Source organism: Serratia sp. TSA_130.1 (genome assembly GCF_052691795.1).
Map to the genome: position 1 here is coordinate 284,071 of NZ_JBQZFS010000002.1, position 21,235 is coordinate 305,305.

Sequence of the window (21,235 nt, forward strand, 5' to 3'; positions counted from 1 at the left end):
TAACCTGCGTCCTTCATTAAAATAAGGCTTACTGAGAACATGGTAGATAAACGCGATTCCTATACGAAAGAAGACCTCGAAGCATCCGGCCGCGGCGAGCTGTTCGGCGCCGGTGGCCCGCCGTTGCCGGCGGGTAACATGTTGATGATGGACCGCGTGGTCAAAATGACCGAAGACGGCGGGACTCACAACAAAGGTTATGTGGAAGCGGAGCTGGATATTAATCCGGACCTATGGTTCTTCGGTTGCCACTTTATCGGCGATCCGGTCATGCCGGGCTGCCTGGGCCTGGATGCGATGTGGCAGCTGGTCGGTTTCTACCTCGGTTGGCTCGGTGGCGAAGGCAAAGGCCGCGCGCTGGGCGTCGGTGAAGTCAAGTTCACCGGCCAGGTGCTGCCGACCGCGAAAAAGGTAACCTATCGTATTAACTTCAAACGCGTCATCACCCGCAAGCTGATCATGGGCGTCGCCGATGGCGAAGTGCTGGTTGACGGTGAAGTGATCTATACCGCCACCGATCTGAAAGTGGGCCTGTTCAAAGATACCACCGCGTTCTAATCACGCTGACGAGAAGGCGGCCACTGCCTTCTCTCTAACGTTCTTCGCATGCCGTCATGTTCGACGTGATGGCATTTCTTTCTCTTATCCTTTCCCGGCCTTTCAAAGACTCCCGCCCCTCTTTTTAACCGCCGTTAGCATCATCTTATTATTCAGTTCTCATCAAAGAGGGTTAGGGCCGATAGCGAAGATGCGCTGTTGGGCGATATGAAAACGTTGGGTGCTCCTTATTTCATCGCCCGACACCGAAATGTCTTCCGCCACCGCTCTCTGCCCTATGCTTACCCGAAGCGGCCAAAGCAACAGGCAGCCTGAAAGGCGGCCTCCCTCAATACCCGCATCAGTGCGATAGCGGTTTTTTTGCATCCGGTTATTCTCTTGCCCCTCAAGATCCTCTAACATGACTAGCATGGTAACTACAATTATTGTACTTAGTGAGGAAGGTATGCAAAAAACCCGCTTTAGCGACGCGCCTTGCCCCGTAGCGCGTGCATTGGATCGCGTGGGGGAATGGTGGAGCATCCTGATCCTTCGCGATGCTTTTCAGGGGCTGTCCCGGTTCGACGAATTCCAACAAAGTCTGGGGATGTCACCCACGCTACTGGCGCGTCGCCTGAAGGATTTGGTGGCCCACGGCATTCTGTATAAAGAACGTTATCAAACGCGGCCGGTGCGCTATCACTACCTGCTTACTGAGCGCGGCAACGATTTTCTCCCGGTGTTGGCGGCGCTCTCACAATGGGGCAACAATCATCTGACCGACGGGGACGTCAGCGCCCTGTTGGTCGACGGACGCAACGATCGGCCGATCCAAGTCCAGTTGGTCAATCGTGATACCCAACAGCCGGTGCCGCCGCAGTTCATTACGCTGGCGCCAGGGCCGGCGGCAAGCGACGGCATACATCAACGCGCCGAACTGATGCGGCAGCGGCGCCTCGCCGACTTACCCGAATTTACCAAGGAGCCATCATGAGCAATCGTCGTATCGTCATTACCGGCATGGGCGCCGTTTCACCGCTAGGGTGCGGTGTTGAAGCCATCTGGCAACGTTTGTTAAAAGGAGAATCCGGCATTCGAGCGTTGCCTGACGAGATCGTTGCAGATTTACCGGTCAAGGTCGGAGGACAGGTCCCGGCGCTGGCGCAGGATGCTGAAGCGGGCTTCAACCCCGACGCCTCCGTCGCCCCCAAGGACCAAAAGAAAATGGACCGCTTTATCCTGTTTGCTATGGCGGCGGCGGACGAAGCCATTCGTCAGGCCGGCTGGATAGCCGATACGGACGAAAAACAAGAGCGCACAGCCACCGTCATTGCCTCGGGTATTGGCGGTTTCCCGGCGATTGCCCAGGCGGTGCGCACAACCGACAGCCGCGGCGCCAAGCGGCTGTCGCCGTTCACCATCCCCTCATTCCTGGTCAATCTGGCGGCCGGCCACGTTTCAATCAAACACCACTTCAAGGGGCCGATTGGCGCGCCGGTCACCGCCTGTGCCGCCGGCGTGCAAGCCATTGGCGACGCAGTGCGTATGATCCGCAATGATGAAGCCGATATCGCCGTGTGCGGCGGTACCGAAGCCGCTATAGATACCGTCAGCCTGGGCGGGTTCGCCGCCGCGCGCGCCATGTCCACCGCTCCAGCCGAATTGGCGCAACAGGCCTCTCGGCCCTTCGACAGCGCCCGGGACGGATTTGTCATGGGGGAAGGCGCCGGCATGCTGGTCATTGAAACGCTGGAACACGCGCTGGCGCGCGGCGCCACCCCGCTCGCGGAAATCGTCGGCTATGGCACCAGCGCCGACGCCTACCATATGACATCCGGCGCTGAAGACGGCAACGGCGCCTATCGGGCGATGAAAATCGCGTTGAAGCAGGCGAACGTCGTTCCCGAGGAGGTACAGCATTTAAATGCGCACGCGACGTCGACACCCGTAGGGGATTTGGGCGAAATCAACGCCATCAAACACCTGTTTGGCACGGCCGGGACTGTCGCCGTGACCTCAACAAAATCAGCGACGGGGCACCTGCTGGGCGCCGCCGGCGGGCTGGAAACCATCTTTACCGCCTTGGCTCTGCGCGATCAGATAGCCCCTGCCACGCTAAATCTGGATAACCCCGACCCGGCGGCGGCAGGTTTGCATCTGGTCGCGAAACAGGCAGAATCGATGAACATGACCTACGCCTTATCAAACGGCTTCGGCTTTGGCGGCGTGAATGCGAGTATTTTGTTGAAACGCTGGCGGGATGAATAAGCGCCTGAAACAAAAACCTCCGCCAGGGGGCGGAGGTTATTCCTTTTATTTGACAGGGAGCCGCTTAAGCGGTCACAGCCCTGTCTTCCATGGCTTCTCGCCAACCTCCCAGCCATTGAGACCGGGCGTCCACTGATGATTGGTAGGGACAATGTTCCCTGGAACGCCCTAAAATACCTGCCTGATACCCTCTCGAATGCGCCCTTTCCAGACGATCGCGTTTCTGTCTCTTCATGCCTCGTTTCCCTCATTTTGGTCTGGTGGAAAGAAAACAATGGCTGCTTTTTGCGCAGCCACGAGTAATCAATAGCGCTAAAAGAAGAGAAGATCAATGCGCAAAATTCACGCCAATGTCATATTTGTGAGCTACGCCCGAGGAAAATGCTAAGTGGCTGATCTGCAGAGGAAGGAGTTAACCAATTGAAATTAAATATAAATCCCTGCCAGCGAGAAAAAACGACTTTTCACGCCGACAGGGATTAGACGATTTTAGACCAAATTATGACTAAATGCCGCCCATCTGTGCTGCGATAGCCTGGGCTTCCTGCTGCCACCCCTGCGCCAGAGTGCGCACCAGGGCATCATAGCCGTCTTCACCCTGTTTCAGCTCCAGGCTGAAAGGCCTTTTGATCAAACGCCCCTGGCGGTTCAGCACCCACTCGCCGCGAATGATCGCTTTCCCGTCAAAGCGGCCGTGGAAGCCGCTGATGGTCACGTTCAGCACATCCTGATCGCTGCTCATCGGCTGCGAAGAGACCACCCACCCCGGCAGCGCGCTGCTCAGGTTGGTGACCAGCGTTTGCTGCAGCTGCTGATCGAGCGGGCTGGCCCACAGGTTGTTCTGGGCTATCACATACTGCACGTCGTTGGTCTGATACACCACGCCGCTCTGCGCCAGATAATCCGCCACGCTCACGTGCTCCAGCCACAGCTGGCGCGTGGAGGCGGCGCTGCTGCCGACCACGGCCGGCGCGCCCAGCGCCGGCAACTGATAGTAAGTCTTCTGTGGCGAACTGCTGCAGGCGCTGAGCAACAGCGCCAGGGCTACCGGGATCCATTTCATCATTTCGTGGCCTTCTTCGGCTGAGGGTCATTGCTGCCGGCGGCTTCAAACACCAGCGCGTTGCTCTTCTCATTCAGGGTGCGCAACACCGGTTGCAGCTCACGCAAGACCTGATCGAGGCGCTGCATGTCGCCCACCATCTTGTTGTAAGCCGGTGAACCAGGCTGGAACCCTTTCATGCTGCGGTTCAGCTCCAGCAGCGTTTTCTGCATGTCCTGCGGCAGCGCCTGCATCTCTTTGCTGGCGATGATGTCGTTCAACGACTTCATGGTCTGCTGCGTCGACTTCATGGTTTTCTGGCTTTCCGCCAGCGTCTTGGTCGCTTCGCTGATCATCGGATTGATCGGCATCGAATTAATCTTATCCAACGTCTGCATCAGCTTCTGCTGGATCTGCGCCAGACCGCCGCTGGTGGTCGGCATCAGCGGATAACCGAACAGCTCGCGCGGCCCTTTCCACGGTTTCTCCTGCGGATAGAAGTCGAGATCGATGTACAGCGAACCGGTCAGCAGGTTGGCGGACTTCATCGAGGCGCGCATGCCGCGGGATTCCGCATCTTTCAAGTGCCCTTCAATATCGAAGTTGCCGCCCAGCTGTTTCTGGAAGCGATCCGGCTCGATGCGGATCAGCACCGGAATGCGGTAGTCGTTATCCAGACGCTGCGCCATGCCGTCTTTATAGAACGGCACCTGCGCCACCGTCCCCAGACGGATGCCGCGGAACTCGACCGGCGCGCCCGGCTGCAGGCCGCGTACCGAATCGGAGAAGAACAGCAGGTAGTCTTTATGCACGGTATACAGCGAATCCTGCGTGCTACGCTGGTTGTCGAACAACCGGTACTCCGCCTTTTCTTTCGCCTGTTCGCCGCGATCCCAGCCGTCCGGCACATCGAAGCTGACGCCGCCGCTGAACAGCGTGGTCAACGAGCCCATCTCCACCCGCATGCCCTGTGCCGACATGTCAAACGCCACGCCGCTGTCTTTCCAGAAGCGCACGTTGGTGGTGACCAACTGATCGTAAGGCGCAGTGATGAACAGCTGATAGCGCATGGCGCGCTCTTTAGGATCGAAGTAGCTGGTTTCCACCGACCCGACGCGATAGCCGCGGAACAGCACCGGATCGCCGGCGTTGAGCTGGCCTGACTTCTCGCTGTCCAGCACGATGCGCAACCCTTTGGCGTCCGGGGAAGCCAGCGGCGGCGCATCGAGAAGCTGATAGTTGTCTTTGCCGTCTTTGCCTTTGTTGCCCGGCTGCAGTTCGATATAGGCGCCGGAGAGCAGCGTGCCCAGCCCGGAGACACCTTCACGGCCGATCTGCGGCTTCACCACCCAGAAGGCGGAATCCTGGCGCAGCAATTTCTCCATGCCGGAATTGAGACGCGCCTGCACCATCACCTTGCTCAGGTCATCGCTCAACGTGACGGTTTCCACCACGCCGACGTCAACGCTGCGGCTTTTGATTTTGGTTTTACCCGCTTCCAGCCCTTCCGCCGTCGTGGTCACCAGCGTCACCACCGGCCCCTGATGGCTGAAGTGGTAAAACAGGATCCAGGCGCCGATCAGCGCGGTCACGATGGGAATGATCCACACCGGCGACCAGCGTTTGATCTTCTCGACGTCCGCGACGCTATGATTATTTTCCGTCACCTTGCGGCTCCTTGTTTATTGTTTCACTTGCGCGATCCCAGGTCAGCCGGGGATCAAATGTCATGGCGGCGAACATGGTGAGGATCACCACCAGCGCGAACAGCACGGCGCCCGTCGCGGGATAAATGCTCATCAACTGCCCCATTCGCACCAACGCCGACAACACGGCGATCACAAACACGTCGATCATTGACCAACGACCAACGAATTCGACCACTTCATAAATCAGATGCATACGCTCGCTGTCGGCGCGCGGTTTCTTCCTGCCGTTCGCATCCCAGCACAGCCAACCGATCGCCAACATTTTCAGCGACGGCACCATGATACTGGCGATGAAAATCACCATCGCTACCGGATAAGAGCCGTCCCCCCACAGCAGGATCACCCCCGCCATGATGGTGGAATTCATCTTGTTACCCAGCGCCTCGGTCACCATGATGGGCATCAGGTTGGCCGGAATATACAGCATGACAGAGGTCACCAGCAGCGCCAGCGTCCACTGCAGGCTGTGGCGGCGACGCACGTAGCCCTTGGTGTGGCAGCGCGGGCAGCGCACCTGATCGGCCGGCAGGATCGCCGTGCAGCACGCGCAGGAGCGCACGCCCTGGCGCATGCCGGTGCGCCCCACCGTCAGCGGGCGATTAAGCCGCGGCGCCGGTTCGATATCCTGCCACAGCCAGCGCCGATCCACGCACTGGAAAGCGCGCACCTGCAGCAGACAGAACAGGCAGTAAGGCACGAAGCTGCTGCCGATGCCGATGTCGCCGTAGGCCATCAGCTTGACGAAGCTGACCAGCACCCCGGCGAGGAAAATTTCCACCATGCACCAGGTCTTGAACTGGAACAGCACCCGGGCCATCCACTCTTTGAGACCCAGCGGCAAGCGCACCCTGGCGCACAGCAGGATGATCGCCACCATGCAAAACGCCGGGATCAGCTGCACGAACACCATAAACAAGGTGGCCATGCTGGCGTAGTCTTCCGCCACCATGACTTCCGGGATTTGGATCAGCCGGATTTCGTTGCCGAGGCCGGCGACGCGCATGTTGATAAACGGGAAAATGTTGGCCAGCACCAGCATGAACAAGGCGCTGAGCGCGTAACCGATCGGCCGCTTACGCGGCTCGTCCCAGCGGGCGCTGAGCGTGGTTTTGCAGCGCGGGCATACCGCTTTGCTGCCATAGGCCAGCGGCGGCAGCGCCACCAGCATGTCGCACTGCGGGCACAGCATCAGGTTATCCTGCTGCGCCGCCGAGGGTGCGGAATGACTATGCTGCTGATGATTGTTGTGGGAACACACCATATTCCTCCTAAATAACGTTGCTCACCGGCACGTCGATACCGCCCGCAGCAGCGCGCGGGCGGTATCGCAACGGTCAGCCGTTTTTCATCGCTTCCAGCTCTTCCCAGCGGGCGAAGGCCTGCTCGAGCGCCTGCTCGGCGTTAGCCAACGCCGTCAGCACTTCTTGCGTTTCGCTGTGCGGCCGCGTGAAGAAGTCGGCATCGCTCATCTGCGCCTGCAGCGCTTCGATTTCCGCTTCCAGCTGTTCGAGCCGCTGCGGCAGCTGTTCCAGTTCGCGCAGCAGGTTGTAACTCAGCTTGGCCGCCGCTTTCTTCGGCTGTTCGGCCTTTTTCTCCGCCGCCGGTTTGCTCGCGCTCGGCGCCGCCTGACGAATCGGTTTCGCTGTCGCGCGCTGGTGATGCGCATCGTAGTAACCGCCGACGAAGGCGTTGATCACGCCATTGCCTTCGAAGATCCAGCACTCGGTCACCGAGTTGTCGACGAACTGACGATCGTGACTGACCAGCAACACGGTGCCCTGATAGCCGTCGATCAGCTCTTCCAGCAGCTCCAGCGTTTCGACGTCGAGATCGTTGGTTGGTTCATCGAGGATCAGCAGATTGCTCGGTTTCAGAAACAGCTTAGCCAACAGCAAGCGGTTACGCTCACCGCCCGACAGCGCCTTCACCGGCGTCATCGCGCGTTTCGGGTGGAACAGGAAGTCCTGCAGGTAGCCCAGCACGTGGCGAGGACGGCCGTTGACCATCACTTCCTGCTTGCCTTCCGCCAGGTTGTCCATTACCGTGCGCTCCGGATCGAGATCGGCCCGGTGCTGGTCGAAATAGGCCACTTCCAGCTTGGTGCCGCAGTGCACGCGGCCGCTGTCGGCTTTCAGCTGACCGAGCATCAGTTTCAGTAGCGTGGTTTTGCCGCAGCCGTTCGGCCCCACCAGCGCAATCTTGTCGCCGCGCTGCACCTGGGCGGAGAAACCGCGCACCAGCACCTTTTCGCCAACCTGATAATTGACGTCTTCCAGCTCGAATACGATTTTGCCGGAGCGGGTCGCCTCTTCCACCTGCATCTTGGCGGTGCCCATCACTTCACGGCGCTCTGAACGCTCGACGCGCAGCGCCTTCAGCGCGCGCACGCGGCCCTCGTTGCGGGTGCGGCGCGCCTTGATGCCCTGACGGATCCAGACCTCTTCCTGCGCCAGCTTGCGGTCGAACTCGGCGTTTTGCAGCTCTTCCACCCGCAGCGCTTCTTCTTTGCTCTGCAGGTACAAATCGTAGTTACCCGGCCAGGAAACCAGCTTGCCGCGATCCAGATCGACGATGCGCGTCGCCATGTTGCGGATAAACGAACGGTCGTGCGAGATGAAGACGATGCTGCCGTCGAACTCTTTCAGGAAGCCTTCCAGCCAGTCGATGGTTTCGATATCCAGGTGGTTGGTCGGTTCGTCGAGCAACAACACGCGCGGCGAGCTCACCAGCGCGCGGCCCAGCGCCGCTTTGCGCAGCCAGCCGCCGGACAGCGAGGAAAGCTCGGCGTCGCCGTTCAGCCCCAGCTGCAGCAGCACTTCGCTGATGCGGCTGTCGAGCTGCCACAGCCCCTGGTGATCGAGGATCTCCATGATTTGCGCCATGCGCGCCAGGTTTTTCTCGCTCGGATCGCTTTCCACCAGGTGAGAGATCGCGTGATAGGCCTTCAGGTGTTCCGCCTGCTCCGCGACGCCTTCCGCCACAAAGTCGAATACGCTGCCGCCGATATTGCGCGGCGGATCCTGTTGCAGACGCGCCACGATCAGATCCTGTTCGTAGATCACCCGGCCGTCATCCAGCGGGATCTCTTTGCCTAGGATCTTCAGCAGCGTGGATTTGCCGGCGCCGTTGCGCCCGACCAGACACACGCGCTCGTTGTCTTCGATATGAATTTCGGTGTTGTCTAACAATGGCGCATCGCTGAAAGAGAGCCAGGCGCCGGACATGCTGATTAACGACATAGTAATTATTTTCCTTCGCCGGCGTGAGTCACCAGCCAGCAGTTGTGGATCTGACGGTTACGGGCAAAGTCCTGCGACAGCGTCTTGGCGGTGATCTCTTTCGCCTCCAGGCCCAGTGCGCTCAGCCCTGCCATATCCATTTGGAAACCGCGCTTGTTGTTCGAGAACATGATGGTCCCGTTGCGGCGCAGCAACCGTTTCAAATCTTTCATCAGCGCTAGGTGATCGCGCTGGACGTCAAAGGTGTTCTCCATCCGTTTGGAGTTGGAGAACGTCGGCGGATCGATGAAGATCACGTCGAACTGTTCATTGGCATTGCTCAGCCACGACAGGCAATCGGCCTGGATCAGCCGATGCTGGCGGCCGGTCAGGCCGTTGGCGCGCAGGTTCTTCTCCGCCCATTCCAGGTAGGTGCGCGACATGTCCACCGTGGTGGTGCTGCGCGCGCCGCCCAGCCCAGCATGCACGCTGGCGGTGCCGGTATAGGCGAACAGGTTGAGGAAGTCCTTGCCGCCGCTCATCTCGCCCAGCATACGGCGCGCAATGCGGTGATCGAGGAACAGGCCGGTATCGAGATAGTCGGTCAGGTTGACCCACAGCTTGGCGTTATACTCTTCCACCAGCAAGAACTCGCCCTTCTGCGCCAGTTTCTCGTACTGGTTTTTGCCCTTCTGCCGCTCGCGGGTTTTCAGGATCAGCTGATTCGACGGCAATTCCAGCACCGCCAGCGTCGCGTTGATCACATCGAACAGGCGCTGACGCGCCTTCTGCGCATCGACGGTTTTCGGCGGCGCATACTCCTGCACCACCACCTTGCTGCCGTAACGATCCACCGCGACGTTGTATTCTGGCAGATCGGCATCGTACAGGCGGTAGCATTCGATGCCTTGTTGCTTCGCCCACTTGTCGAGCTTCTTCAAATTCTTGCGCAGACGGTTGGCGAAATCTTCCGCCACCTGCACGCCGCCGGTAGCATTGCCGGCCGGGCTTGCCGCCAGCTGATAGTTTTTCTGCACGCACTCCAGCGGGCCGTTCTTCGCCTTAAACTGGCGCTCGGCGCGCAGCTGCAGGCAGCTCAACAGCTCCGGCGAGGCGCTGAACAGCGACAGCTGCCAACCGCCGAAGGCGCTTTTCATCACGCGCCCCAGCATGTTGTGCAGCGCGATCAGCGCCGGTTCGCTTTCCAGACGCTCGCCGTACGGCGGGTTGCTGATCACCGTGCCGTGCGGGCCTTCCGGCAGCGGGTTGGTCAAGCGCGCGACGTCGCCGACGTTGAAGGTGATCAGCTCGGCGACGCCGGCGCGGCGGGCGTTGCCGCGCGCCATCTCAATCACCCGACGATCGATATCGGAACCGAAGAAGCGAGAGGTAGTTTCCTGCAGGCCGCGACGCGCGCGCACCTGCGCTTCGGTGGTGACTTCACGCCACAGTTCGGCGTTGTGACCATTCCAGGCGCTGAAGCCCCAGTGTTGACGGTGCAGGCCCGGCGCGCGATCGGCGGCGATCATCGCCGCTTCGATCAACAGCGTGCCGGAGCCGCACATCGGATCGAGCATCGGCGTGCCCGGCTGCCAGCCGGAACGCAACACGATGGCGGCCGCCAGGTTTTCCTTCAACGGCGCCTGGCCGGTGAGATCGCGGTAGCCGCGCTGGTGCAGGCCTTCGCCGCTCAGATCGAGCGCCACGCTGGCCATATCGCGTTGCAGAAAGACGTTAACGCGAATGTCCGGCTGCTGTTTGGCAACCGTCGGGCGTTGGTCGAGCTTACGGGTGAAGCTGTCAACGATGGCGTCTTTCACCTTCAGCGCGCCATACTGGCTGTTGCGGATCTCTTCGTTCACGCCGCTGAAATGCACGGCGAAGGTTTTATCCACGCCAAAAATGCTCGGCCAGTCAATCGCCTGCACGCCGAGGTACAGATCCAGGTCGCTGTGCACGCGGAATTCGTTCAGCGGCAACAAAATGCGCGAAGCCAGGCGGCTCCACAGCAGGCTTTGGTACAGAAGACGATCGTCACCCTGAAAATGTACCCCGCCCTGCACCACTTTGCAGTCGTGAGCGCCAAGCGTTTCCAGCTCGCTTTTTAACAGTTCTTCCAATCCACGCGCCGTGCTGGCAAACAGAGAGTTCATATCGTACTTATCACCAAAAAGAAAATTGTTGCGCATTATAGCTAATCCGCACCGCTTGTCATAAAGTTGCTCCCTTCTATTTAATCATCGCACGGAGATAAGGGTGATCACGCTTTCCAGACTCTACGTCCATCCGGTTAAATCACTGCGCGGCTTGCAGCTTTCCTACGCCCAGGTCGGCAGCAGCGGTCTGGCCTTTGACCGCAACTTTATGATCACCGAACCGGACGGCACCTTTATTACCGCGCGCCAATATCCGCAGATGGTGTTGTTCACGCCGGCGCTGTTGCCGGACGGGCTGTTTCTGACCGCGCCGGACGGTGAAAGCGCCGCCATTCGCTTCAGCGACTTCGCAGCCACGCCGCAGCCGACCGAGGTGTGGGGCAACCATTTCACCGCGCTGATCGCGCCGGATGAGATCAACCGCTGGCTGAGCGGCTACTTCCAGCGCGACGTGCAGCTGCGCTGGCTGGGGCCGGAGCTGACCCGCCGGGTCAAGAAACACCCTGAAATCCCGCTGACGTTTGCCGACGGCTACCCTTATCTGCTGATTAACCAAGCCTCGTTCAACGACCTGCAGCAGCGTTGCCCCGGCAGCATCAAGCTGGAACAGTTCCGCCCCAATCTGGTGGTGAGCGGCGCTACCGCCTGGGCTGAAGACGGCTGGCAGGTGATCCGCGTCGGCGATGTGATGTTCGATCTGGTGAAACCCTGCAGCCGCTGCGTGCTCACCACCGTCAGCACCGAGCGTGGCCGCAAGCACCCGAGCGGCGAACCGCTCAGCACGCTGCAAAAATTCCGCTCCGCCGACAACGGCGACATCGATTTCGGCCAGAATATGATCGCGCGCAACAGCGGCATCATTCGCGTGGGCGATACGGTGGAAGTCTTGTCAACCAAGCCGCCGCGCCCTTATGGCGCAGGTAAAGTGGTGGAGAGCGTGCAGGCGCCGCAGGACAGCGCGCACAGCGTCACGATCGAATATGAAGGAAAGGTATTTACCGGCAATAACCAGCAGATCCTGCTCGAACAACTGGAACAGCAAGGCATTCGCGTGCCTTACTCGTGCCGCGCCGGGATTTGCGGCAGCTGCCGCATTACATTGCTGAGCGGTGAAGTCGCGCCCCTGAAGAAAAGCGCGCTGGGCGACAACGGCACCATCCTGTGCTGCAGCTGCATCCCGAAAACTGATTTGACGTTGGCGTAATCCGCCTTATACCGCCCTGTCGTAAGCCGGGGCGGCGCTTTCATCCTGCGCGCAAGGTTTCAGCCGATCGTGCATCACCTTGATGGCGTCACCCAAGACCATGGTGCGGCCGGCGACCGTCAGCTGATTTTGCGCCAGCAGGCACAGGCTGGCGTTATCCCCGGCCTCGACCACCAGCAGGCGCGCTTCCGCGCCGCTTTCCATCACTTTCACCGCCGCCAGCTCGCCGTTTTTCGGCTGCAACGGGTAGTGCTGCTGCGAGAAATGCCAGCTCTTCGGCATCAGCGGTTTCAGGAAGCGGTAGGCGACCAGCGCATTCAACACCAGCTCGGCGCGCTGTTCATGGCTCAGCTTGACCTGCTTGCACTGTTCTTCATAGGTGAAATAAAGGGCGGCGTCATCCACGCAAAAAGCGCATTCATCGAAGGCGTCCGGCGTTAACATTTTGGCCGGGAAACGTGAACGAAAGATCATACCATTAGCTAAATCCAGCATTAGCCGATCGTGTTCGGCATCAAAATACCAACGCCAATTATCGTCAGGTTTTATCTTCATTTCGTATCCTTCTCGCTGCCCATGCCAACGCCGCACTCACCCTAAAAGGCGATTTTATCACCGATGAAATAGCTTAAACATCGGATAATTCCGCGAACGATATTTAAGCTAACGAACAAAATATAGACGAGCCGGGGGCAGAAATAAACCCCCGGAATAAAATGAGAGGAAAAATATTAGATATGGGTAACGATATCTTTAATCAAACGCGGGCCGTGATAGATAAATCCGGAATAAATTTGCAGCAGGCTCGCGCCGGCCTCCATTTTTTCGCGCGCCGCCGTCAGCGAATCGATGCCGCCTACGCCGATAATCGGCAGACGCCCTTGCAGTTCGGTGGAGAGGCGACGGATCACTTCGGTGCTGCGTGATTGCAACGGACGCCCACTTAACCCGCCCGCTTGTTCGCAGTAATTCAGCCCTTGGATCAATTTTCGATCCAACGTGGTATTGGTGGCGATCACGCCATCGATATTATGCCGCACCAGGCTATCGGCAATTTGGATCAATTCTTCTTCAGAAAGATCCGGCGCGATCTTTACCGCCACCGGCACATATTTGTGATGGCGCGCATGTAATTCCTGCTGCTTATTTTTAATCGCAGCCAAAAGATCGTCCAACGCTTCGCCATACTGTAAGGATCGTAACCCCGGCGTATTCGGTGAAGAGATGTTAATCGCGATATATCCGGCATACGGATAAACTTTATCCATGCAGATCAAATAATCGTCTTTGCCCTGCTCGACCGGCGTGTCTTTATTCTTGCCGATATTGATCCCAAGAATGCCGCCGAAATGGGATTTCTTAACGTTTTCAACCAGATTGTCCACACCATGGTTATTGAACCCCATGCGGTTAATCAGGCCTTCCGCCTCAACCACGCGGAACAAGCGCGGCTTGTCGTTGCCCGGTTGCGGACGCGGCGTCACGGTGCCGACTTCCACATGGCCGAAGCCCATCGCGCCGAACGCATCGATGCATTCGCCGTTTTTATCCAGACCGGCGGCCAATCCCAGCGGGTTTTTAAACGACAGCCCCATGCAGCTGACCGGTTTGGTCGGCACGGACTGACGGACAAGAAACGCTAATGGGGTGCCGGTAATACGGCTGAGCTGACGAAAGGTCACTTCGTGCGCGCGCTCCGGATCGAGCTGGAACAACGCTTTCCTGATGAGGGGGTAGTACATGGACTCTCCTGATTTCCCGGTTGCAAACCGGGGGCGTATTATCCGGTATCCCCCGCCTAATTGGAATTGATTAAAGGCAAAAAAAGCCGTTTTTACGCAATCGTTTTCCCTCTTCATCGCCAAATCGGCGCCAATCCGCTTTTACGCATATCCAAATCAAAAAATGAGATTTAAAAAACGCGCCCGGTTGCTGGTAGGTTTAAAACACTTCCCATTAATTTTCTAATTAAACCTAACTTTTAGTTATAAGGAGTGGCAATGCGCGTTATATCACTGGCCGGTAGCCCACGCATCCCATCACGTTCCGCCGCGCTGCTCTCGCTGAGTCAGAACTGGCTGCGGCAACAAGGGGTGGAGGTGACGGCCTATACCCTGCACGACTTCGATGCCGAAGATCTGCTGTACGCCAACTTCAACAGTCCGGCGATCAAGGCGTTTGCCGACCAGCTGGCGCAGGCCGACGGCCTGCTGATTTCCACACCGGTTTATAAAGCGTCGTTCTCCGGCGCGCTGAAAACCCTGCTGGACCTGCTGCCGGAACGCGCGCTGGACCATAAAGTGGTGCTGCCGCTGGCGACCGGCGGTTCTGTCGGTCACATGCTGGCGGTGGACTATGCGCTGAAACCGGTGCTGGCGGCGCTCAAAGCGCAAGAGGTGCTGCACGGCGTGTTCGCCGACGACAGTCAGATCCAGCTGACCGGCGAAAGCGCCACGCTCACCGACGCCGTGGCCGCCCGGTTGGAAGAAGCGCTCGCCAGTTTCTATCTGGCGCTTGGGCGCCGCAAACCGCCCGCGCTGCGCGTCGCCTCGCCGCTGACGGCGCGTCAAACCGCCTGAAATGCCTGGAAAAGGAGAGCCTGAATGAAACAACGCAACGCTTTGCGACGTTGGCTGAACGCAGCGGCCTTCACCGGCCTGCTGTCGCTGGTCTGGGCCAACGCCGCCGTCGCGCAGGATCCGGCGCAATTTCGCATCGGTTACCAGAAAGGATCGGTGAGTCTGGTGCTGGCGAAAAGCCACCGGCTGCTGGAGGAGCGCTTCCCCGCCACCCGCATCAGCTGGATTGAATTTCCCGCCGGCCCGCAGATGCTGGAAGCCTTGAACGTCGGCAGCATCGATCTGGGCAGCACCGGTGATATTCCGCCGATCTTCGCGCAGGCCGCCGGGGCGGACCTGCTGTATGTCGGCGTTGAGCCGCCCAAACCGAAGGCGGAAGTGATCCTGGTGCCGGAAAACAGCCCGATCAAAACCGTCGCCGATCTGAAAGGCCATAAGGTCGCATTTCAGAAAGGATCCAGCTCACACAACCTGCTGCTGCGATCGCTGCAAAAGGCCGGCCTGAAATTTACGGATATCCAACCCGCCTACCTGACCCCCGCCGATGCGCGCGCCGCATTCCAGCAGGGCAACGTCGATGCCTGGGCTATCTGGGATCCTTATTATTCCGCCGCGCTGCTGCAGGGCGGCGTGCGGGTGCTCGGCGACGGCACCGATCTGAACCAGACCGGTTCCTTCTATCTGGCGGCGCGCCCTTATGTCGAAGCCAATGGCGCCTTTATCAGCCAGGTCCTGACGGTGCTGACCCAGGCCGATGCGCTCACCCGCAGCGACCGGGCGCAAAGCGTGACCTTGCTGGCCAACGCCATGGGGCTGCCGGAACCGGTGATCGCCAGCTATCTGGATCACCGTCCCCCGACCGCCATCACACCGCTCGATGCGCATACGATCGCCGCGCAGCAGCAAACCGCCGACCTGTTTTACGCCAACCGGCTGGTGCCGGTGAAGGTCGACATCTCGCAACGCATCTGGCGCCCAAGCGCGCAATAAATACGGGAGAGCATTGACGATGAGCCTGAACGTTTTCTGGTTTTTACCCACCCACGGCGACGGCCACTATCTTGGCAGCGCACAGGGCGCTCGCAGCGTCGATCACGGTTACTTGCAACAAATCGCCCAAGCGGCGGACCGGCTGGGATTCGGCGGCGTGCTGATCCCCACCGGTCGCTCTTGCGAAGACTCCTGGCTGGTGGCCGCCTCGCTGATCCCGGTCACCCAGCGGCTGAAATTTTTGGTCGCGCTGCGGCCGGGTATCATCTCCCCTACGCTGGCGGCGCGTCAGGCGGCGACGCTGGATCGCCTGTCCAACGGGCGCGCCCTGTTCAATCTGGTCACCGGCGGCGATCCGGAAGAGCTGGCGGCGGAGGGGTTGCATCTCAGTCATGAAGAGCGTTACGAGGCCTCGACCGAGTTCACTCATATCTGGCGCCGGGTGCTGGAAGGTGAAACCGTCGATTTCCACGGCAAGCATATTCAGGTGAAAGGCGCCAAACTGCTGTTCCCGCCGGTGCAGCAACCGCGCCCGCCGCTCTATTTCGGCGGATCCTCCGCCGCCGCGCAGGATCTGGCCGCCGAGCAGGTAGAAATGTACCTCACCTGGGGAGAGCCACCGGCACAGGTCAAAGAGAAGATCGAAGAGGTGCGCGCCAAAGCGGCGGCGAAGGGCCGGCAGGTACGCTTCGGCATCCGTCTGCACGTCATCGTGCGGGAAACCACCGAAGAAGCCTGGCGCGCCGCCGATCGGCTGATCGCTCACCTCGATGAGGAAACCATCGCCAACGCGCAGCAGGCCTTTGCGCGCTTCGACTCCGTCGGCCAACGGCGCATGGCGGCGCTGCACGGCGGCAAGAAGGATAATCTGGAGATCAGCCCGAACCTGTGGGCCGGCATCGGCCTGGTGCGCGGCGGCGCCGGCACCGCGCTGGTGGGCGATGGCCCGACGGTCGCGGCGCGCATGCAGGAATACGCCGATCTGGGCATCGACACCTTTATTCTCTCCGGCTATCCGCATCTGGAAGAGGCCTACCGCGTCGGCGAACTGCTGTTTCCGCACCTCGATCTGGCGCAGGAGGAAACGCCCGCGCGCCTTCAACCGGTGCGCCCGCAGGGCGAAGTGGTGGCCAACATCTATGTTCCGCAAAAAGTGTCGCAGAGCTGAGGAGCGCCCCGATGGCAAAGAACGCGCAACGCATCCTGTACCGGCTGGCCCCTTGGGCGCTGCCGCTGGCGCTGGTGATCATCTGGCAAGTCGCCGTCGAAACCGGCTGGCTGTCCAACCGCATTTTGCCGGCGCCGAGTGCGGTGCTGGCCGCCTTCTGGCGCCTGAGCCAAAGCGGCGAACTGTGGCAGCACCTGAGCATCAGCAGCCAGCGTGCGTTGTTAGGCTTCGCCATCGGCGGCAGCATCGGACTGATTCTCGGCTTTATTACCGGGCTGTCGCGCTGGGGTGAACGCCTGTTGGACAGTTCGGTGCAAATGATCCGCAACGTGCCGCACCTGGCGCTAATCCCACTGGTGATCCTGTGGTTCGGCATCGATGAATCCGCCAAGATCTTTCTGGTGGCGCTCGGCACGTTGTTCCCGATTTATCTCAATACCTATCACGGCATCAAAAACATCGATCGCGGCCTGCTGGAGATGGCGCGCAGCTACGGTCTGAGCGGTTTTCGCCTGTTCACGCAGGTGGTGCTGCCGGGCGCGTTGCCGTCGATTATGGTCGGCGTGCGTTTCGCCCTCGGGTTCATGTGGTTGACGCTGATCGTCGCCGAAACCATCTCGGCCAACTCCGGCATCGGTTATCTGGCGATGAACGCGCGTGAATTTCTGCAAACCGACGTGGTGGTGGTGGCGATCGTGCTGTACGCCCTGCTCGGCAAGCTGGCGGACGTGGGCGCACAACTGCTGGAACGCGTCTGGCTGCGCTGGCATCCGGCCTATCAACTGAAACAGGGAGAAGCGCTATGACCCTTCCCGCTCGCCTTGCGCAAGGCACGCCGGTGACGCTGGAGTCCATCGGCAAACGTTACGGCAACCGCACCGTGCTGGATAACATTCAGCTACGCATCTCTGCCGGGCAGTTCGTGGCGGTGGTCGGCCGCAGCGGCTGCGGCAAGAGCACCCTGCTGCGTCTGTTGGCCGGCCTGGAACAGGCCAGCAGCGGCGCGCTGCTCAGCGGCAATGCGCCGCTTGCCGCCGCCAAAGAGGATACCCGGCTGATGTTTCAGGATGCTCGCCTGTTGCCGTGGAAAACGGTGATCGACAACGTGGGTCTGGGGCTGCGCGGCCACTGGCGCGACGCGGCGCTGCAGGCGCTGGCCGCGGTCGGTTTGGCGGATCGCGCCCGCGACTGGCCGGCGGCGCTGTCCGGCGGACAAAAGCAGCGGGTCGCCCTGGCGCGCGCGTTGATCCACCGCCCCCGCCTGCTGCTGCTGGACGAACCGCTCGGGGCGCTGGATGCCCTGACGCGCATCGAGATGCAAGGGCTGATAGAATCGCTGTGGCAACAGCACGGTTTTACCGTACTGCTGGTGACGCACGACGTCAGCGAAGCCATCGCGCTGGCGGATCGGGTGATCCTGATTGAAGAGGGCCACATCGGACTGGATCTGAGCATCGATCTGCCGCGGCCACGCCGCAAAGGCTCGGCCAGGCTGGCGGAACTGGAAGCTGAAGTGCTGGAGCGGGTGTTATCGCCGCCGGTCACCGCGGCCAGCCCACGCCAGGCGGCGAATTGAACGAAAAAAGGGACGGCGCAGGCCGTCCCTTTGGGTATTCACGGTGAGAAGATTAGGCGTCGAGCGCCTTGCTGATCTTCTCGTACAGATCGCCGGACAGGTTTTCCAACCCTTTCAGCTGTTCCAACGCTTTGCGCATCAGCGCCTGGCGACCGGCGTCGTAACGCTTCAGGCGAATCAGCGGTTCGATCAGGCGCGCGGCGATCTGCGGGTTGCGCTGGTTGAGATCGCTGAGGATCTCCACCAGGAATTGATAACCGCTGCCATCCGCCGCATGGAACGCCGCCGGATTGCCTGAAGCGAAGCCGCCGATCAGCGAGCGGGTGCGGTTCGGGTTGCTCAGGCTGAACGAGCGGTGTTGCAGCAGCGCACGCACCTTGCTCAACACATCCGCCGACGGGCTGCTCCCCTGCAGCACGAACCATTTGTCCATCACCAGGCCATCCTGATGCCAGCGCTCGTCGAACGCCGCCAACAGCGCATCGCGACACGGCAACTGGGCCGCAACCGCAGCGGACAGCGCCGCCAGCGAGTCGGTCATGTTATCCGCCTGGCGATACTGTTCGCTCACCAGTTGGTCCGCCAGCGCCGCATCTTCGCCGAACGCCAGATAACCCAGGCACACATTGCGCAAGGCGCGCTTGGCGATGTCGGCGTGCTCCACGCGGTAGCCGTCGGTCTTGTTGGCGTGATACACCGCCAGCCACTCATCGGCCAACTCCCGCGCCAGGCAGCGAACGATCGCTTCGTGCACCGCGGCGATCGCTTCCGGATCGATGGTGGCGAACAGTTCAGCGATTTCGTTCTCCGACGGCAGCGTCAGGATCTGCGCCGCCAGCGCCGGATCCAGCGTCTCGTTCAGCAACACCGCACGGAACGCGTCGGCCACGTGCAGCGGCAGCGACAACGGCTGCTTCTGCTGGTGCCGCGCCACGTTCAGTTTGATGTAGGTCGCAAGCAGGCTCTGCGCCGCATCCCAACGCGCAAACTCATTGCGCGCGTGCTGCATCAGGAAGGTCAGTTGCTGATCGCTGTACGGATAATCCAGTTTCACCGGCGCAGAGAATTCACGCAGCAGCGACGGCACCGGCTTGTGCGCCACGCCGTCGAACACGAAGGTCTGCTCCGCTTCGGTGACGTTCAGCACGTTGTTGACCGGCAGGCCGCCCTTCTGCAGCGCGATGACGTTACCTTCGCTGTCGTACAGCTCGATATCCAGCGGGATATGCAGCGGCAACTTCTCAGGCTGATCGGCGGTCGGCGGGGTTTTCTGGCTGACATGCAGGCGATATTGCTGAGTTTCCGCATCGTACTCGTCGCGCACCGTCAACAGCGGCGTGCCGGACTGGCTATACCAACGGCGGAAGCGCGACAGATCCACGTTGGACGCGTCCTCCATCGCCTGTACGAAGTCATCGCAGGTGGCGGCGCTGCCGTCGTGGCGTTCGAAATAGAGCTGCATCCCTTTCTGGAAGTTCTCTTCCCCCAGCAGGGTGTGCATCATGCGGATCACTTCAGAACCTTTCTCATACACCGTCAGGGTGTAAAAGTTGTTCATCTCGATGACTTTATCCGGACGAATGGCATGCGCCATCGGGCTGGCGTCTTCGGCGAACTGCGCGCCGCGCATCACGCGCACGTTATCGATACGGTTGACCGAACGCGAGCCCAGATCGGAACTGAACTCTTGATCGCGGAACACCGTCAGCCCCTCTTTCAGGCTGAGCTGGAACCAGTCGCGGCAGGTGACGCGGTTGCCGGTCCAGTTGTGGAAGTATTCGTGGCCAATCACTGCTTCGATGTTCAGGTAATCTTTGTCGGTGGCGGTTTCCGCCTTCGCCAACACGTATTTGGAGTTAAAGATATTTAACCCTTTGTTCTCCATCGCGCCCATATTGAAGAAATCGACCGCCACGATCATATAAATGTCGAGATCGTATTCCAGACCGAAGCGGGTCTCGTCCCACTTCATCGAGTTTTTCAACGAGGTCATCGCCCAGTCGGCGCGATCCAGGTTACCGCGATCGACAAACAGCTCCAGCGCGACCTTACGGCCGGAACGGGTGGTGAAACTGTCGCGCAGCACGTCGAAGTCCCCCGCCACCAATGCGAACAGGTAGCAAGGTTTCGGGAACGGATCCTGCCATTGCACCCAGTGGCGACCATCGGCCAATTCACCCTGGCCAATACGGTTGCCGTTCGACAGCAGGAACGGATAGCGCGCCTTGTCGGCCACGATGCGGGTGGTAAAGCGCGCCAGCACGTCCGGGCGATCCTGGTAATAGGTAATATGATGGAAGCCTTCGGCTTCGCATTGCGTGCACAGCGCATCGCCGGACAGATACAGCCCTTCCAGCGCGGTGTTTTTCGCCGGGTGAATATCGTTGACGATGGTCAGAGTGAATTGTGCTGGCAACGCTTCGACGATCAGCTGGTTATCCTGCTGACGATAGGCGCTCCACGGTTGACCGTCGACCTGAATGCTCACCAGCGTGAGATCTTCACCATCCAGCACCAGCGGTGCGTCGGCTGCGCCCTGACGTTTGATTTTACTGACGGCGGTCACGCGCGTGGTTTCCGCGTCCAGACTGAAGTCCAAATCGATGTCGGTCGTGGTGTAATCGGGCGCGCGATAATCGTGGCGATATTTTGCCTGTGGCTGTTGTGTCATAAAAACCCTTAAACGTCTCAGTGAGTTATAGGTGCCAGGTCGCTCTTCTCCTCCGCGCCGTCGCTGGAGATTTCCCCTGCGGCGCTCGGCGAACCTGATTGTGAATAAACTGTATCA

General features: G+C 60.0%; 18 protein-coding genes. 9 read left to right on the forward strand and 9 right to left on the reverse strand.

Going from position 1 to position 21,235, the window contains the following annotated elements; genetic code table 11:
- Positions 1-39: 39 nt before the first annotated feature.
- From fabA to fabF, 3 genes are all read left to right on the forward strand, one after another.
- Complete coding sequence (fabA, locus tag ACUTQY_RS08140; RefSeq protein ID WP_004928144.1) at positions 40-558, forward strand: bifunctional 3-hydroxydecanoyl-ACP dehydratase/trans-2-decenoyl-ACP isomerase; 519 nt, start codon at positions 40-42, stop codon at positions 556-558.
- Between the two features lie 445 nt (positions 559-1,003).
- Positions 1,004-1,531: a winged helix-turn-helix transcriptional regulator gene (locus ACUTQY_RS08145; RefSeq protein ID WP_033642590.1), complete on the forward strand. Its 528-nt coding sequence runs from the start codon at positions 1,004-1,006 to the stop codon at positions 1,529-1,531.
- Positions 1,528-2,805, forward strand: coding sequence for a beta-ketoacyl-ACP synthase II (fabF, locus tag ACUTQY_RS08150; RefSeq protein WP_033650690.1), 1,278 nt, complete (start codon positions 1,528-1,530; stop codon positions 2,803-2,805). Before ACUTQY_RS08145 ends, fabF begins: the two co-directional genes overlap by 4 nt.
- Before the next feature lie 64 nt (positions 2,806-2,869).
- Here the strand turns inward: fabF and rmf are convergent, their stop codons facing one another.
- The 6 genes from rmf to rlmKL all read right to left on the reverse strand — a co-directional run bounded on the left by rmf (position 2,870) and on the right by rlmKL (position 10,927).
- A complete protein-coding gene (gene rmf, locus ACUTQY_RS08155; RefSeq protein ID WP_004928150.1) occupies positions 2,870-3,040 on the reverse strand; it encodes a ribosome modulation factor in 171 nt (56 codons plus the stop codon).
- Positions 3,041-3,310: 270 nt separating this feature from the next.
- On the reverse strand, positions 3,311-3,871 hold the full coding sequence (gene pqiC, locus ACUTQY_RS08160) for a membrane integrity-associated transporter subunit PqiC (RefSeq protein ID WP_046686786.1): 561 nt from the start codon (positions 3,869-3,871) through the stop codon (positions 3,311-3,313).
- Positions 3,868-5,514, reverse strand: a complete 1,647-nt coding sequence (gene pqiB, locus ACUTQY_RS08165) for an intermembrane transport protein PqiB (RefSeq protein ID WP_033642587.1) — start codon at positions 5,512-5,514, stop codon at positions 3,868-3,870. Before pqiB ends, pqiC begins: the two co-directional genes overlap by 4 nt.
- Entirely contained in the window at positions 5,501-6,814 is a 1,314-nt protein-coding gene (gene pqiA / locus ACUTQY_RS08170) for a membrane integrity-associated transporter subunit PqiA (RefSeq protein ID WP_369825817.1), read from the reverse strand. The genes pqiB and pqiA overlap by 14 nt, the downstream gene beginning before the upstream one ends.
- A gap of 76 nt (positions 6,815-6,890) precedes the next feature.
- Positions 6,891-8,795, reverse strand: a complete 1,905-nt coding sequence (locus tag ACUTQY_RS08175) for an ABC transporter ATP-binding protein (protein ID WP_046686785.1) — start codon at positions 8,793-8,795, stop codon at positions 6,891-6,893.
- Between the two features lie 5 nt (positions 8,796-8,800).
- Positions 8,801-10,927: a bifunctional 23S rRNA (guanine(2069)-N(7))-methyltransferase RlmK/23S rRNA (guanine(2445)-N(2))-methyltransferase RlmL gene (gene rlmKL, locus ACUTQY_RS08180; RefSeq protein ID WP_089192583.1), complete on the reverse strand. Its 2,127-nt coding sequence runs from the start codon at positions 10,925-10,927 to the stop codon at positions 8,801-8,803.
- Between the two features lie 103 nt (positions 10,928-11,030).
- Between rlmKL and ACUTQY_RS08185 the strand changes: the two genes are divergently transcribed.
- Positions 11,031-12,134, forward strand: coding sequence for a YcbX family protein (locus tag ACUTQY_RS08185; RefSeq protein WP_033642584.1), 1,104 nt, complete (start codon positions 11,031-11,033; stop codon positions 12,132-12,134).
- A 6-nt stretch (positions 12,135-12,140) separates the two neighbouring features.
- On the opposite strand, the gene ACUTQY_RS08190 is transcribed toward ACUTQY_RS08185, so the two are convergent.
- Together ACUTQY_RS08190 and pyrD are read right to left on the reverse strand one after the other, a co-directional pair.
- The gene (locus tag ACUTQY_RS08190; RefSeq protein WP_004928171.1) at positions 12,141-12,689 is read right to left on the reverse strand and encodes a cell division protein ZapC; all 549 of its coding nucleotides are present in this window, start codon (positions 12,687-12,689) and stop codon (positions 12,141-12,143) included.
- A 176-nt stretch (positions 12,690-12,865) separates the two neighbouring features.
- Positions 12,866-13,876, reverse strand: a complete 1,011-nt coding sequence (gene pyrD, locus ACUTQY_RS08195) for a quinone-dependent dihydroorotate dehydrogenase (protein WP_019454516.1) — start codon at positions 13,874-13,876, stop codon at positions 12,866-12,868.
- A gap of 258 nt (positions 13,877-14,134) precedes the next feature.
- Between pyrD and ssuE the strand changes: the two genes are divergently transcribed.
- From ssuE to ssuB, 5 genes are read left to right on the forward strand one after another with little or no spacing between them, the layout of a single operon-like run.
- A complete protein-coding gene (ssuE, locus tag ACUTQY_RS08200; protein ID WP_033642583.1) occupies positions 14,135-14,713 on the forward strand; it encodes an NADPH-dependent FMN reductase in 579 nt (192 codons plus the stop codon).
- 24 nt (positions 14,714-14,737) lie between these two features.
- A complete protein-coding gene (locus tag ACUTQY_RS08205; protein ID WP_033642582.1) occupies positions 14,738-15,703 on the forward strand; it encodes a sulfonate ABC transporter substrate-binding protein in 966 nt (321 codons plus the stop codon).
- A 19-nt stretch (positions 15,704-15,722) separates the two neighbouring features.
- A complete protein-coding gene (gene ssuD / locus ACUTQY_RS08210; protein ID WP_016928301.1) occupies positions 15,723-16,871 on the forward strand; it encodes an FMNH2-dependent alkanesulfonate monooxygenase in 1,149 nt (382 codons plus the stop codon).
- Positions 16,872-16,882: 11 nt separating this feature from the next.
- Positions 16,883-17,677: an aliphatic sulfonate ABC transporter permease SsuC gene (gene ssuC, locus ACUTQY_RS08215; protein WP_033642581.1), complete on the forward strand. Its 795-nt coding sequence runs from the start codon at positions 16,883-16,885 to the stop codon at positions 17,675-17,677.
- Positions 17,674-18,447 carry an aliphatic sulfonates ABC transporter ATP-binding protein gene (gene ssuB / locus ACUTQY_RS08220; protein ID WP_042784124.1) on the forward strand — a complete coding sequence of 258 codons (774 nt, stop codon included), beginning with the start codon at positions 17,674-17,676 and terminating at the stop codon, positions 18,445-18,447. Before ssuC ends, ssuB begins: the two co-directional genes overlap by 4 nt.
- A 52-nt stretch (positions 18,448-18,499) precedes the next feature.
- On the opposite strand, the gene pepN is transcribed toward ssuB, so the two are convergent.
- Positions 18,500-21,118 (reverse strand): aminopeptidase N, encoded by a 2,619-nt coding sequence (gene pepN, locus ACUTQY_RS08225; protein ID WP_046686784.1) that lies wholly within the window; start codon positions 21,116-21,118, stop codon positions 18,500-18,502.
- Positions 21,119-21,235: the final 117 nt, after the last annotated feature.